At 57.7% G+C, this 14969-nt stretch carries 12 protein-coding genes and 2 pseudogenes; 3 read left to right on the top strand and 11 right to left on the bottom strand.

Going from position 1 to position 14969, the window contains the following annotated elements:
- Nucleotides 1-5: 5 nt before the first annotated feature.
- Nucleotides 6-227, top strand: coding sequence for a hypothetical protein (locus tag WGT02_RS35675; protein WP_024317807.1), 222 nt, complete (start codon nucleotides 6-8; stop codon nucleotides 225-227).
- A gap of 124 nt (nucleotides 228-351) precedes the next feature.
- A complete protein-coding gene (locus WGT02_RS35670) occupies nucleotides 352-594 on the top strand; it encodes a hypothetical protein (protein WP_024317806.1) in 243 nt (80 codons plus the stop codon).
- Nucleotides 595-627: 33 nt separating this feature from the next.
- Here WGT02_RS35670 and repC read toward each other — a convergent pair whose 3' ends face one another.
- The 6 genes and pseudogenes from repC to WGT02_RS35640 all read right to left on the bottom strand — a co-directional run bounded on the left by repC (nucleotide 628) and on the right by WGT02_RS35640 (nucleotide 10991).
- Nucleotides 628-1992 (bottom strand): plasmid replication protein RepC, encoded by a 1365-nt coding sequence (repC, locus tag WGT02_RS35665; RefSeq protein ID WP_208245322.1) that lies wholly within the window; start codon nucleotides 1990-1992, stop codon nucleotides 628-630.
- A gap of 155 nt (nucleotides 1993-2147) precedes the next feature.
- On the bottom strand, nucleotides 2148-3161 hold the full coding sequence (gene repB / locus WGT02_RS35660; protein ID WP_024317804.1) for a plasmid partitioning protein RepB: 1014 nt from the start codon (nucleotides 3159-3161) through the stop codon (nucleotides 2148-2150).
- 75 nt (nucleotides 3162-3236) lie between these two features.
- A complete protein-coding gene (repA, locus tag WGT02_RS35655) occupies nucleotides 3237-4442 on the bottom strand; it encodes a plasmid partitioning protein RepA (RefSeq protein WP_024317803.1) in 1206 nt (401 codons plus the stop codon).
- Between the two features lie 1611 nt (nucleotides 4443-6053).
- Nucleotides 6054-6285 (bottom strand): annotated as a pseudogene (locus WGT02_RS35650) (hypothetical protein).
- 1532 nt (nucleotides 6286-7817) lie between these two features.
- A pseudogene (locus tag WGT02_RS35645) lies at nucleotides 7818-8734 on the bottom strand (recombinase family protein).
- Between the two features lie 583 nt (nucleotides 8735-9317).
- Nucleotides 9318-10991, bottom strand: coding sequence for a transposase (locus tag WGT02_RS35640; RefSeq protein WP_208245323.1), 1674 nt, complete (start codon nucleotides 10989-10991; stop codon nucleotides 9318-9320).
- A 260-nt stretch (nucleotides 10992-11251) separates the two neighbouring features.
- Between WGT02_RS35640 and WGT02_RS35635 the strand changes: the two genes are divergently transcribed.
- On the top strand, nucleotides 11252-11590 hold the full coding sequence (locus tag WGT02_RS35635) for a hypothetical protein (protein ID WP_024317801.1): 339 nt from the start codon (nucleotides 11252-11254) through the stop codon (nucleotides 11588-11590).
- Nucleotides 11591-11596: 6 nt separating this feature from the next.
- On the opposite strand, the gene WGT02_RS35630 is transcribed toward WGT02_RS35635, so the two are convergent.
- The 5 genes from WGT02_RS35630 to WGT02_RS35610 form a co-directional block, all read right to left on the bottom strand.
- Nucleotides 11597-12997, bottom strand: coding sequence for a transposase (locus WGT02_RS35630; protein WP_375680022.1), 1401 nt, complete (start codon nucleotides 12995-12997; stop codon nucleotides 11597-11599).
- A gap of 238 nt (nucleotides 12998-13235) precedes the next feature.
- Complete coding sequence (locus tag WGT02_RS35625; protein ID WP_225040465.1) at nucleotides 13236-13430, bottom strand: hypothetical protein; 195 nt, start codon at nucleotides 13428-13430, stop codon at nucleotides 13236-13238.
- A 261-nt stretch (nucleotides 13431-13691) separates the two neighbouring features.
- On the bottom strand, nucleotides 13692-14285 hold the full coding sequence (locus WGT02_RS35620; RefSeq protein WP_225040467.1) for a hypothetical protein: 594 nt from the start codon (nucleotides 14283-14285) through the stop codon (nucleotides 13692-13694).
- A complete protein-coding gene (locus WGT02_RS35615) occupies nucleotides 14282-14584 on the bottom strand; it encodes a hypothetical protein (protein WP_225040469.1) in 303 nt (100 codons plus the stop codon). Before WGT02_RS35615 ends, WGT02_RS35620 begins: the two co-directional genes overlap by 4 nt.
- Nucleotides 14581-14868, bottom strand: coding sequence for a cell division protein ZapB (locus tag WGT02_RS35610; protein WP_225040471.1), 288 nt, complete (start codon nucleotides 14866-14868; stop codon nucleotides 14581-14583). Before WGT02_RS35610 ends, WGT02_RS35615 begins: the two co-directional genes overlap by 4 nt.
- Nucleotides 14869-14969: the final 101 nt, after the last annotated feature.

Raw genomic sequence — 14969 nt, 5'->3', positions numbered from 1 at the left:
GTGACATGGAAACTGAGACGGTCACCATCGAGAACCGGGGTGATTTCGCCCAGTGGGCGATCGAACGAGCCCGAGCAATCGTCGGCGAGCAAGGAGGCAATCTGGCGATCGCGTCCCGCGACATGGACGAGAAGGCAATTGCTGAGAGCGGAAATGCGCTCGGTGCAGCCATCACTGCGGCCCTTCTGGAGGTTTTCGACGTCCTCGTGCCGGAAGTCGACGAGTAGCCCTCGCCTCGCGTGCGTGCCAGCAGTTGCTGTAATTTCGATATTGCGACGAAAACCGGTCGGTGTCATTGACCCTGCCCGCAGTTTTCTAACAATCTGTGGAAAAACTGAGGAACACTCACAAATGCAGTCTGGTTTGGCGACAATCACCATTGCGGATGACGGATACAGCGAAACCGTTGCCTATGAGCTTTCGGACCGAGCGGGCCTTATCTTTGCTCGCCAGGAACTGCTGGTCAGGGCAAAGGGCGCCAAAAACGTACATCTGTCGCTTCTGACGCCCCGGTCCGAGCATGCGATCCGTATCGGCAATATCGAGGCAAGCTGCGCCAATTTTTCAATCCTGCGGGACCTGTCTGGACGATAGAGCGTCTGTCTGCCCGTGAAGGGCAATTCTAGTTCATCTGCTCGCCAAATCTCTTTCCGCTTCTCTTTTAGGAGGGGCGGCGGAGGTGAAATTTTCGATGACGAAGCCCTGAACATGCAACCGCGTCTGAACGGGATCCGCTCGCTTTTGAGTCCGGACCTCTGCGTCGCGGCTCTTCGGGCGCACACCGGAAACCTGCTCCATTTTGCCATTTGAGCGCAGTTGCGCCCTCAGCATCGGACCGGGCGAGAATTCTCCCCTCTCGGTTCGGCGTGTCAGATCCCGCAGATATCCACCAGCCGAGTTGATTTGGTCGCCTCGCTCCAGAATGCAGGCAATTGCGACTGCAGCATCCTCCTGCCCCATGGCCTCACACGCGTCCTGATAGGCCGACGGACTGACGCCAAGCATCGAACGGACGAGGACGGCCGCGCTCATCAAATCCCGCCAGCTGTTGATCGCACCGCCCGGCCCATAGGCACAGATATCCGGGCAGGCCTTCAGCACGAGTCCCAACGGGACCGTCTGGTTCGGTTCGCTCTTTGGAGGGCGACTTTCACTCAGCCTCTCGCTCTGCTCGTATTCAGAGCGAGGTTCAAGTTCATTGATGAATTCGGTGTTTGAATTCTGTATGTGGCGCTCATCATGAGCATCATTGGTGCCAATATCTTGAGTTTTCTGCTGCATTTCCAACGTATTGACGATCTCATCGCGAAGGAGGTCCATCTCGTCCAGGATGGCAGCAACTTCGGCAAGTGTTGGTAAGCGCGGAATGCGGCTGACGAGACCAAGATAAACCTCTTCAATCATCTCCCAGTCTCCGAATGCGCCTTCCTCAAGAGCCGCGGTAATCAACTTGCGGACGTCACGCCGGCAAATCGTGAGATTCTCCCTTGCCCTGCGGAACGCAACGCGATCGGCTGCAACCTGTTGCGCCATGCCGGCAAGTTCTTCGGCGCGCATGAGCATAGGCGAAATATCGAAGCCGAATGCGTTTTCGATCTCCCCTGCCCCACCCTTGCGGGCATAGCGCTTGCCATTGGCGCTATCCTTGCGAATGATCACTCCCGCCTCGACAAGGAGTGCCAGATGACGGCGAAGCGTCGCCCCCGCAATGCCGTGGGCCCTCAGCGTCAGCTGCGCATTGGATGGGAAGACGATAAGCTGCGCGTCCTGGCGCAATTCATTACCCGGATAAAAGCTCAACAGCGCATCGAGAACCGCCAGGCTGCGGTCCTGCAATCCCAGCACTCCCCTGGCCTCCGAAACGTCTCTAAGGACGCTCCATTTGTCGACCGACTTGCCTGGCGTCATTCCTGTTACAGCGACCTGTCGTTTCACCAGGGCAAGCGTCATCGGCCGCCGCCCAAAGGGCGTCGTTACATGTCCACCTTGCATCTTCCTTTACCTTCCAAGAGGCAAAAGAAATCCGCTCACCAAAAACGGTGCCAAAGACTCTTGACTGGGATTCGGGGAAATGCGATTCTCAAGCTACCACACGAGAGGAAGGCTTCCACGACGGCAACGTTAAGGGGGCCTTTTTCTTTTGCGGATTAGTCTCCTGTTTCCTGTTCCCCGTTCGCTTTCGAGTACTGCTCGAAGAGGCTATCCATGTTGCCGGAGAGCCATTTCCCAAAGGACTTGCCCTTGGGATTCCCGAATTCCATCACAAGGCTGTTTGGCTTTTGCCGTGCGACCACACTGACCGACTGATCAGCCGGCATCCATGCGGCTGGCGCTGATTTCTGCTTTGCGCGCTTGCCCGCCTTCTGCGCAGCCTTGAGGGCTACAACCAGGTGCTGGAATCGGGTCTCGTCGGTCGTCTGGGAGAGAAACATCTCTTCCTGTACCAGTTCCCTAGCGCGCGCCGCGGCCGCCGGATTTAATACGAGCTTCTTCAGTTCTTCCCAGCGATCTCGGCCGACGCCTTTGGCAGATCCAAGCGCATCAAGAACCACGTCCGGAACAACATCCGCGACCGACAGCATGCGAGATAGGAGGCTATCGTCGGCTGTCAAAGCCGACTTAAGAACATCCTTCGACAGGCCGCTGCGAAGCAGCTTGCCTGCAAAGATCGCCTTTTCGATAAAGGTCAGATCGGCTCTTGCGGTGTTTTCCTGCCCCTGGGCGATTATATGTTCAATATCAGCGAGCGGCTTGACCACTGCCCTGACCTTGACACCCAGCTCACGTGCAACTCGTGCTCGTCGATGACCAAAGACGATCATATAGCGCCCGTCATCGCTCGGATGGGGACGCACGAGAATCGGTGTCGACTGACCAGACTGGCGAATCGCCTCTTTCAAACTGGAATAGGCCTGGTCGTCGTCACCAATTCGGTCGGCGACAAACGACCCGTCAAGTTCAACAGGATCAAGCGCAATAATGGTATCTCCGTCGAGAATGCGCATCGACGTTTCGGCAAGTTCATCCAGCGATTGGATCATCGAGCGGGACGCACCTCGTCTCGTATAGGAAGCACGAGCTTCGGTGTCAGAATTTGCGCCGCGCTCGGCATCGTCACCGATCGTCGCCGTGATGTGTGCCAAGAGATTCTTTCTAGCCATTTCCATCTCCCGCGTTGGCGATCATCATGTTGAAAGGTCGTCTGTTTTTCAGCATTTGCACGGCTGTCAAAAGGATCACTTTCGCCCCCATGCGCTATGGATGAGGGAAGCAATCTCGCCATTGACCGCATTCAGGCTTTCGAGCGCCCTCTCGTAGGTCGAGCGCGTAAATTGCGACTTCTCGACTTCATAGAGGGTTTGCTTGGTTATCCCAGCATCGGAGATCGCGGTCGACTTCAACATCTGATGCTTGAGCATTCGTTTGTTGAACAAGGCCTGCAAGAAACCAACCATTTGAGCCTGTGGCTGATCTGTCGGCTCATAGCGTGTCACCAGGTAACGGAACCATTTGAGGTTGACGGAAGCCCCCGCTGCCTTGATCGATTCGAGAATGCCGCCAAGCATCAGCAGGAACTGGCTCATCGACATCACGTCGAGCATCTGCGGATGAACCGTGATGACAACTGCCGTCGAGGCGCTGAGCGAAGTGAGGGTCAGATAGCCAAGCTGTGGAGGGCAGTCGATGACGACAACATCGTATCTGTCGTCAACTTCCTTCAACGCCTGCGAGATACGCGTAAAGAAGAGCTTGCCTTCCGGCTGGTGCCTGCCGGTAGCAGCCAACGGCGTCTCGTACTCATATTCCTGGAGCTCGAGATTTGCGGGTACGATATCAAGGCCCGGAAAGTTCGTGGGGCGGATCAATTCCTTGATCGATTTGCGCTCTTCGTCATAACGCAGCGCCTCGTACAGAGACAAATTGCGGTCGAGTTCCGGCTGGATGCCATGGAGGGCCGTCAATGAGGCTTGCGGATCGAGATCGACCGCAAGAACGCGGTGGCCGGTCAGTGCAAGGTACTGCGCGAGGTGAGCCGCAGTCGTCGTCTTGCCCGAGCCACCCTTGAAGTTCACGACAGAGATGACCTGAAGATCTTCGCCGCGGCGGCGTTGCGGCACATACTTCTTGAAATCCGAGCGGCCATGTTTGTCGAGGTACTGCCGCAGTTCCATCATTTGCTCGGCAGTGTACGAACGACGACCGGACCCCGATACTTGCGGTTCTGGCCCCTTCCCTTCGAGGTGGAGCTTCTTAATGTGATTCTGCGTAACGCCCAGAAAATCAGCGACCTCGGCAGACGAAAAGCGGCGTAGCCCTTTCAGCGCGTTTGGAGGATACTGCTCGAGCCGCAGCATGTTCAGCTTGTCGGAGATCAACTCGCCTTGCTCAAGTATTTCCCTGTCAAAGTCGAGGTCTTCGATAAAGGCTGGAGCCATGTTCATTTCTTGCCATTTCCCCGGAATAACGCTTTTCTCAAGCTATCTAGACCACAAGCGTGATTTAGATGCGATTCTCAAGCTTCCGCAAGAAATTTTTAGTTAACAAAACCTTAATCACCTCCGGCTATCCCGGGTTGAGGCTCGATCTGTTCAAATTCGAAGAAGCGTGCGCGAGAATCGAATCAACCAATTGATTTTTTTGGATAGTTTCGCCGTTTGCACGGCTGTCAAACCTTCGGAAGACAAAATCACCTTCAGAGTCCGTCGATACCCCATGGAACCACTGCCTCCCATCTGCCTCCTGGTCGCAACAGGTGCGAAGATCGCCACGACAATCCACCCGCAAATTTGCGAGTGACTGTGGCTGCTCCATCGCGCCGATCGCGACCGTTGGAGAAATACCCGGGACGATCGGACTACATGCAAAAAGACGAAACGGGAGGACTGCAACAGACGACCCTGTTGGTTGGTAAAGAATGAACGTATGCGCGTGGGGAAGAAAGTTGTCGAACGGAGTTGCGGCAATGTCGATCGGGCCTAGCCGGTTCGCGGCCAGACATGACTTCGAGACCCGATGCGACTCCGATGGCGCTCGAAAGGGATTTTGGCTGGGCTATTGATCAGCGCTGCCGCCGGCAATCGACGAATTCGGCGAGGAGGGACAGCCACCCAGCGTCATTCTCCAGCGTGATGGGCCTCTCCAAGAAGCCCCCCGGTTTGCACGTTGAAGGGTGTATTTCTAAATGCTGCACGGGTCGGAACGATCTCCTCATGCTACCGAATGACAGCCTCGGGGCCGATCGATGGTTCTGATCCCTTATTCAGCTCCTTTGCCATCTCCAGATGATATTCGAGTGCCGGCCACATCTTGGCCGCCCAAGCCTTTAGGACGGCATTCCCACGTTCATCACCATGGCGCTTAGACAGATCCACGGCGTCAAGTCATCACCCTTAGTCCCCTCAGCTTGTCTAGTATGCTTTTCTGCGCGTTGGAGCGCTGGCTTTTACCTTTCCGCTGAAGAGCGGCCCTTCATTTCGTCAGAGGCTTTCTGATGATCGGTGATCATCTGCTGAGCAAAAGCCTTCGTGGCATCGTCAGATCGCCCAAACGCCGATTGTTGGATTCGAGTTCGAACATATCGCTGCTTGCGGCATCAGTGCGAAATCCTCCGTTTTCGGCGCAACTGTCACAAGCGAGTTCACGCCGCCTTTCTCCGCGGCAATCCTCACGTGGCTGTGGGAAAAAACGAGGTCTTCAAGTCGTTGCCGGAATGCTCGCCGAGGCCCGCGCGAAGATGGGTGCTCCGAATAGTGAAAGCGGCGGCGAATGATCAGAGGAGGGCACTGAACACCCGCAGTTTAAACCCTTGGACGGGTCTGACGGTTGGAGAAATAGCAGCTATGGCTCTGGATCCCGCGTCGCGTTGGCTTGTTATCTCGACGATAGAGGAGAGCGACGATGGGAAGGCAGAGCGGATGCCAAGGGCGAACGTAGCAGCGACCCCGAGGTGAAGAAGGTGTCTGACGCGCTGAAGCAACGGGGGTCATCAATGAGCAATCCTGAAGGAGACGCGAAAGGTCAGTTCGCCAAAACCCAGGCCGATAGGCCGCCCGTCAGAATACCGACGACCAAAGCGTAGTATCTCTAGTCAGTGCAGTGATCCATGGCTTCTGCCGTTTTGCCGCCATCAGAAGATCGAGGTCCACCGCCGAGGGGCCGAACCGGATGAAAAGATCTTCGGCGACGGCGTGGCCAAGCCCGTACTTTTTGTTGAAATTCTGTCAGCGAATAGGCAGGGCCGCGCAACGCCCCACGCCGTTCGAGAGGCGGCCGTTGGGGTTTCATGTCACTAATCCTCTTTGTGTCGGCGTTCCAATGAATTGCGCAGCAAATGTTCCCCGCGCAATTGGGATTGGCGGGATTTTTGCATGGACTGCCTGCTCTAAAACCTAAGAAATACTAAGCGTAGAGGTTCCTACTGCGCGCTCTTGGTTGCGAAAGTTCTCAGCTGAGAACTTTTCGAACGCGAGCCGACTTGAAGAGGATTTTCGATTGGTCTTTCTACGGGCCAGCCGGACTTTCGCTACTGCTGTTGGTGGGCATCTTTCGCCTCTTTCCAAGTTCTCAGCTGAGAACTGCCGAGACGCTCTGAATATTCGTACGCTAGCCTGGAGCAGGTAGGCCTCCGTTGTACGTCATTGGCAAACTCACTTTTTTGAGGCGATCGAACACACCATGCGACTTAAAGGGTACTTCGGCATTCAGTAGTTGATCGCAACGGCCCACCAGCCATTGCACAAACGATGGACCGCTAACGGCAACGTTACCCCAACAGCGGACCCGTGCGCGTCGTTCTGCCACGACGCGCACGGGGAGTTTGCGGTCGTTCAGACTCTATCGCTAGGGGTTGATCCGAAAGAGCGCTCTACCCGAAACCCATACCGAGCCAGCGCCGTACCGGATGGCATCTCCCATAATGCCTTCCTCGCTCCTAGGCGCACTGAATTCTTCGACAGCTCGTTGCTCTTTGCATCGATTTTGGTGACGGGCCACTCAGGGGAGACGACCTATGCGAACCGCCGCCAATCGTGATACCCCCACCGCCGCCGACCGCGCCGGCCTCAATCGTTGCGATCCTCATTGCTCCTCCTGTCGATCCGCCGCCGTCGCCCTGATTAGCGACCCAAACTGACCCCTTCACCGGATGCCAGGAAGCGCGGAGCGGGAGCCCACCGCGGGCAATGGCAGCGTTGCTTCCAACACACCAGTTGAGGCCGTTGAAGCGGCTAAGCTCGCGATTATAGTCTTTCGAAGTGACGTTCTTCCTGGCCGTTGTGACAACCCAGACCGCCCCCGCGCCGACACCAATGGTGCCTTCGCTGTCGGATAAGTCTGCGGGGGGCGCATCACAACCCGGCTCGCCTGCGGATCGACCTTATGAATGGTCTTGCTGTCCGGCACCAAAGCCGCGCTCTCCGATTGCGATTCCCCTATATGGCCCGACTGCCCCCAACCGGAATGTCGATTGTGCTGTTGTCAGCAGGATTGATACGGCCCAGCCGATTTCCGGGTCACCATCCAAAGGGAGCCGAACCCAAAAGCGATGAAATCGCCTCTGCGCAAGCGCAGGTACCTTATCGCAGGCTCTTTCGCCTGCACAACGTCAAAGCCCAAGGCTACTGAGAGGATGTTTAGTAAAATTATTGACGCGGGCTTCAACGGAGTGTCCGGCAAATTGGCTGGCCGCGATTGAGCGCAGAAGGTGCGAACTCCGATACTGTTGTCCGCTTTCTGTTTCCATCGCAGACAAGCGCCGGTGTCCATCTGCTGTGAGCGGTCGCTGGTAGATGAGCCAGTCCGCCTCATACACCAGGTACTCAGGGGCGAACGAGGCCGAAGCGGCGGGCCTCATCCAAAAACGCCCTGACGGAGGACGGCTGCCAATTCCGGCCCCACGTGGGGGTCGCTCTCCCATCTGGTCCAAGTGGGCAGCAATCTCGCGAATTGACAGTTTAGGATCGGCGATTGCGATCCCGGCGACCAGCCGCATGAGATAGTCCTCTTGTGGCCGTCGAGGAGATCTGCTTAACAGTTCTGGTTCCGCAAGCTTCTCCCCCACCATTCGATGAACGGCCCGACGCAAGCGTTCTACCGTCCAGTCGTGACCTCGGCGATTGAGAATCCGCACGACATCGTCCCAACTATGCCGCGGCCGCAACTGCCGCACCGTCGGTAGCCATGTCTGCGCCGACGAAATTAGCTCATCGAGATAGGCTCGCCTACGCGCCGCAGAAACCGCTCTGACCGCTTCTGGTCTTCGTTCCCGAAGGCCCGGATTGCCGGCAAGCCTGCCACGCGCCTTGGCGGCTTTCATGCCGGACTTGGTTCGCTCGGCGATAAGCGCTCGCTCGAGCTGGGCAACGGCGCCAAGCACCTGCAAGGAAAACATCCCCTGGGCCGTAGAGGTGTCGATCGGATCGAGGAGCGAGCGGAAATGCATGCCTCGCTTCTGGAGGTCTTCGATGACGTCAAGCAAATGGCTGACCGAGCGGGCTAAGCGGTCCAGACGGACTACGACGAGCACGTCACCAGCGGCAAGATCCTTCAGCAGTTTAGTCAGGACCGGCCTTGCGCGCGACGCGCCGGAACCATGTTCCTGATGTATCCGCTCGCAGCCCGCAGCTCGGAGCGCGTCGACTTGGGCGTCATTCACCAGATCGTCGGTCGAAACGCGAGCATAACCGATCAGTCTCCGGGACAGGGCGGGGGCACCGGCGCTCGAAGCTTTTGCCATGGAATTGGCGGCCTGTTTCAGGGCTGTGTACAGAGAAATACTGTATGAGAAAAGGTTCCTTTGCAAGCGTGTTTTACGATCGAAATAGGAGGCCATACAGCGAAAAAGCGAGCCGCGGCCGAGCATCAGATCATCAGAGACATCCAAGCGCGCTGGCGGTCTCCTGTGGCCGAAATTGAGCGAGAAGGGGAGTTTCGAGGGTGGGGGCCCAACGACCGCGAACTTCCGGACTTTTCGGCAGAAAAGCCGATCGGGACGTCGCGAGGCAGATCGATTAGTGAACCTCAATGACCATCGAGGGAAAGACCCGAATTTCCTGGAAATCCGGCCATCCAAGTGAAAAAATGCCAATTACCGATTCGAGTTATCTAAGCGATGACCATCGCACGGCGAAGCACGCGTAGCGGAAGTAATCCTGCATATTGCTTCTGGTTAATGCGCTATTTACCATAGTTTCAAAGCATTATGGGTTAGCGAAACCGTTCCTCGATAGGTAACCGGGGGTACGTGGAGCAGATTTGGTGGCACTGCCGGATCGTTGGGCAACGTCGCTGAATGCGGCCGAGCCGTGCGGCTCCGGTGTTTAGGCCCTGGCGAGAATGATCGCCGGCAGCGGCGGGATCGTGTGACCTATGGTGCCAATGCCGAGCCGGTCCCCAAGGAAGTGGTAGAAGGAAAGCCCCAACTTCTGGCACGTCTTCATCAAACCAAGCATGACATCGCGCGCAACACGACCATCCTCGCTCATCGTACCGCCGGAGATCTTCCGCTTCGTGACAAACGCTCGCAGGTCATTCTCCGATGCATTGGTGTGCAACGGAATATCGGGATGTTCGAGGACCTTCAGCAGCTCATTCTTTCGTCGATGCAGCCGTTCGAGCAACCTGTCGAGGGCCTCATAACCGGTGCGCTGGGTAAAGATCCTGTCGAACCGTCGTCGAAACGCGGGTGCGGACTGAGGGGAAGGATTCTGCTTGTAGGCTTTCAGCGCCTTGTAAAAGCGCCACACGAGATCGCGGACCATCGTGAGCAGCCGTTCCTCCTTCGCGGTCGCCGGCATCAGCTTCTGCAGAAGGCGCTCGCCATGCACCCAGCACAGGGCGTGATTGCCGACTCGGAACTGGCCGGCGTCGTCGGACACGATCACCATGTTGCCGACCAGGCCATGATGGCGGATGGCGCCCCAGAGGCCGGCCTCGGCAAGCGTGCCAATCTCCTGGCGATCAAAGATGTCGATACCCTTGTCGGCCAGATGGGCCATGAATGGCACCTCGTTGCAGAAGCGCTGCGGCTCAAGAGCGCGAAGTCCGGCAGTAGTGGCCGCATCCGCACGGCGTTCTTTCAGGTAATCGAACGCGGCATCGTTCAGCACATAATCCTGGTAGCCGCCGCGCAGTAGCGACAGGAAATTCAGGCGGGACTTCGATTTTGTGGTGCGAAAGACAGTAAAATTCGGGCCGCCGATGTGTGTGGCGTAACATGGATTATGGGAATGTCGGGCGCCGGTGTCGTCGACGGTGACATAAGACGACGACACCAGGCCGGCATGCAACACCGCCGCGTCCTCGGCAACAAAGCCATCCAGCTGCCGGGTCAAAAGCCGTACGATCTGGCGTTTTGAGATGTCGATACCAATGTCATTGAGCAATGTCGTCAGACGCGCCGTCGTGACCTGTCCTTGTGCATGCAACATCAGGCACAGCCGCCTGAGATTGGCGCCATAGCCACCGATGATCCCCGCCGGCAAGGCTGCCAGTACCGTCTTTCCATCCGGCGTCACCCAGCATTCGCGACGGTAATGCACGAGCTCCGCCTTGAGAACCAGGTCGCGAACATAGATGCTTTTGTACCCCTTGAAGCGTGAGCCGGCCGGTGCATTGACGCGCAGGATCTCCTGCCCGCTCACCCGCTTTACGTCCAGCTTCGGGCCACGTGGCTTTCTCTTCGATGGCTGCTTATCGCCTGGCTTGCTGTCGGTTGCCTTGTCCATGCCGGAGGAGCGAAACGGCGGGCGCGGCGGCAGGTTCTTCAGTCGGGCGATCTCGTCGCGCAAAAGCTGGTTCTCGAGTGTCAGGCGGGTGTTGTCCAGCCGAAGGGCAGCGTTTCCCTCCCGCAGCTGGATGTTGTCGGCCTCGAGCTTCCCGAGTCGGGCTTCCGACTGCTGCGACCGTTCTAGCAAACCCGTCACCAGACTGCGTAACGCATTCAGTGAAAGCGTGTCGGCATGCTCGGGTGAGGGAAGCCGCTTCTTTGCCATCCCCGGAGCGAATCATGATTTGCCGCGTTTTAGGAATCCCTGCGCCGACCAACAGGATTCCACGCGGCGGCTTATGCACACTTTTCATAAGAGAGTACTAAAATGTTGCCACCGATTTTGCCCCGCTTACACCGGGGTAAAAGGGGCTGATTTGGGGGCACTGCCGAAGCGCTGGGCAATTGTGCTGTCGATGCTCTTCTACCATACTCGATGGCAGAGCATAAGACGGCATTGGGACCAGAGGCGTGGGTAGCGGCAAGATGCGCGAGATCGATATCGAGGGGCTCGACGAAGCCACGTTGATGGCACTGCATGGACGTATCGTCGAAAGGCTGCATTTTCTGCATCAGCAAAAGACCGCCGCCGCCCTGCAGGAGATCAAGATCGGCAGCGGTGTCGTGTTCGAAGGGCCGGATGGGAGAACGATCAGGGGCATCGTCATCCGCCGCAATCGCAAGACCGTGACGGTTCATACCGACGATGAGAAGCACTGGAACGTCTCGCCGTCGTTGCTGACGCTTGTGGGCCGGCATGGCCTGGATGGAGAGGCGTCCAAAGACGGCCGTGTCGTGCCGTTTACAAAGCCCGGCGCCAGGTAGCAGCACTCAGGCTTTTGCCGCGACAAGGCCTGCCAGTGGCGGGATGGTTTGGCCGCTGATGCCAAGTCGATCGCCGAGATAATGGTAAAACGAAAGCCCGAGCTTTTTGCAGGTCTTCATCAGACCGAGCATGGTGTCGCGCGCAACGCGGCCGTCCCGGCTCAAGGTGCCGCCCGAGATCTTTCGCTTGGTGACGACGGTCCGCAAGTCGTTCTCCGACGCGTTTGTGTGCAATGGAATATGTGGATACTCGAGCACCTTCAGCAACTCGTCTTTTCGCCGATGCAGGCGCGTCAGCAGTTGATCGAGGGCGTCATAGCCAGTGTGCAGGGTAAAGATCCTGTCGAACCGTCGTCGGAAGCCTGGGATTGCCTGCGGGGAGGGCTTCTGTTTCCAGGCCTTCAGCGCCTTGTAAAAGCGCCAGATAAGATCGCGGATGAGAGTAACCGATCGCGCCTCCTTCGGCTTGGCCGGCATCAGCTTTTGTAGAAGGCGCTCGCTATGGACCCAGCATAGGGCATGATTTCCGACACGAAACTGTCCGGCATCGTCAGAGACAATCACCACGTCGCCCAGCAGACCGTGATGGCGGAGGGAACCCCAGAGACCAGCTTCGGCCAGGACCCCGATCCCTTGCCTGTCGAAAATATCGATGCCCTTGCCGGCCAGATATTCCAGGAACGGCACTTGATTGCAGAAGCCTTGCGGCTCGAAAGTGCGCAGTCTGGCAAAAAGGCCCGGATCGCCCCGGCGCTCTTCCAGATATTCGAAGGCCGCGTCATTGAGGACATAATCCCGGTAGTTGCCGCGCAGCAGCGACAGGAAGTTCAGCCGCGATTTCGATTTTGTCGTTCGGAAGACGGTAAAGTGGTCGCTGCCGATCTGCGTCGTATAAAAGTTACCATGAGCGTGACGGGCACCGGTGTCGTCGACCGTGACATAGGAGGACGACACCAGGCCGGCATGCAACACCGCCGCGTCCTCGGCGACAAACTCATCCAGCGCTTTGGTCAGAAGGCGCACGATCTGCCGTTTCGAGATCTCGAAGCCGACATCATTCAACAATGTCGCCAGCCGCCCAGTCGTCACCTGTCCTTGCGCATGCAGCATCAGGCAGAGCCGCCTGACGTTCGGGCCATAGCCGCCAATGATCCCCGCAGGTAACGGCGCGATCACCGTCTTCCCATCCGGCGTGATCCAGCATTCGCGCCGGTAGTGCACAAGCTCGGCCTTTAGAACCAGTTCCCGCACGAAGCAGCTTTTGTATCCTTTGAAGCGCGAACCGGACGGTACGTTTGCACGTAAAACCTCCTCCCGGCTGACCCGCTTCACATCGAGCTTCGGTCCACGCGGCTTCTTCTTGCCCGCCTGTTGAACGCCCGGCTTGTCATCCGTTGCCTTATCCATGCCGGACGGTCGAAACGGCGGGCGCGGCGGCAGGTTTTTCAGCCGCGCGATCTCGTCGCGCAGCAGCTGGTTCTCGACCTTCAGCCGGGTGTTTTCCAGACGAAGCGCCGCGTTTTCCTCACGAAGGGCTGCGTTCTCGGCCTCGAGTTTCGCAAGGCGAACTTCAGCCTGCTCCGCTCTTTCCAGCAAGCCGGTCACCAAACTGCGCAAAGCCTTAAGCGAAAGCGTCTCGGCATGCTCAGGTGAGGGAAGCCGTCTCTGCCGAGCCGGTCGCCGAGATATGATAGAAGGAAAGCCTAGGCTTTTGGCAGGTCTTCACCAGACCAAGCATGGTGTCACGGGCAACGCGGCCGTCCCGGCTGACAGTGCCGCCGGAGATCTTTCGCTTGGTAACGAAGCTGCGCAGGTCGTTCTCCGACGCGTTGGTATGCAACGGATCGTCGGCCAATCGAGCACGCGCAGCAGTTCATGTTTGCGCCGGTGAAGACGCGCCAGCAATGCGTCAAGCTCTGCATAGCCGGTGTGCAGGGTAAAAATCCTGTCGAACCTTTGGCGGAATCCGCTGGCAGCCTGTGGCGAAGGCTTTTGCTTCCAGGCTTTCAGCGCCTTGTAGAAGCGCCAGATTAGATCGCGAACCAGAGCGACCGATTTCGCGTGCTTCGGCTTTGCAGGCATCAGCTTTTGCAGAAGGCGTTCAGTGTGAACCCGGGACAAAGCATGATTGCCGACACGAAACTGGCCGGCATCGTCGGAGATGATCACCGTCTCGCCCACAAGGCCGTGATGGCGGATAGAACCCCAAAATGCCCGCCTCCCCCAGAATGCGGATCGCAGCCTTGTCGAAGATGTCGACGCCTTTCCTTGCCAGATATTCGAGAAAGGGCACCTGGTTGCAAAAGCGCCGTGGCTCAGGTGCCCGCAACCTGGCAGTCAGGGCCATATAGGAGGGGTGGCCGTGCAGATAGTCGAATGCGGCGTCGTTGAGGACATAGTCGTGATAACTGCCGCGCAGCAGCGATAGGAAATTCAGCCGCGATTTCGATGCGGTTGTGCGAAACACAGTAAAATGTTCGCCGCCGATCTGGGTGGTGTGGAAGTTGTCATGAGCGTGACGTGCGCCGGTGTCGTCGACTGTGACATGAGGTGCAGAAACCATGCCGGCATGTAGCACCGCTGTATCCTCGGCGACAAGACCATCCAGTCCCTTGGTCAGAAGGCCCACGACCTGGCGCTTCGATATGTCGATACCGATACCGTTCAACAAGGTCGTCAGCCGCCCTGTGGTCACCTGTCCTGGGCATGCAGCATCAGGCTAAGCCGCCTCAGGTTCGGGCCACAGCCACCTAAGATGCCTTGCGGCAGCGATGCAGTAACCGTCCTACCGTCAGGCGTGATCCAGCATTCACGCCGATAGTGCACAAGCTCGGCCGCAAGTACCACGTCTCGAACAAAGCAGCTTTTATATCCCTTGAAACGCGAGCCAACCGGGACACTGACGCGCAAAACCTCTTCTCGGCTTGTTCGCTCGACATCGCGCTTCGGGCCACGCGGCGCATTCTTGCCCGCCTGCTTATCGCCCGCACTCACATCCGTTGCCTTCTCCATGCCGGACGGGCGAAAGGGCGGGCGTGGCGGCAGGTCCTTATCCGTGCGATCTCGTCGCGCAGCAACTGGTTGTCGACCTTCAGACGGGTGTTTTCCAGACGAAGTTCTGCGTTCTCTTCGCGACGGGCCGCATTCTCTATGCGAAGCTCTTTGACCTCCGCTGAAAGAGCGGTGACCTGATCAACAAGTCCAGCCACCAAGCTGCGCAACGCATTCAGTGAAAGCGTATCGGCGTGCTCGGACGAGCGAAGCCGCTTCTTCGTCATCCCGGGACTGAATCATGATTTGCCCCAGCCGAGGAATCCCTCATGACGATAGGCAGCTATCAAAGCGTGCGCTTATACACACTTGTCTGCTTCATGGACGA

This window comes from Rhizobium sp. T1470, from assembly GCF_042140505.1.
GTDB classification, from domain to species: domain Bacteria; phylum Pseudomonadota; class Alphaproteobacteria; order Rhizobiales; family Rhizobiaceae; genus Rhizobium; species Rhizobium favelukesii.
Note: the sequence above shows the minus strand (reverse complement) of the source record. Positions and strands in the feature narration are given on the sequence as shown.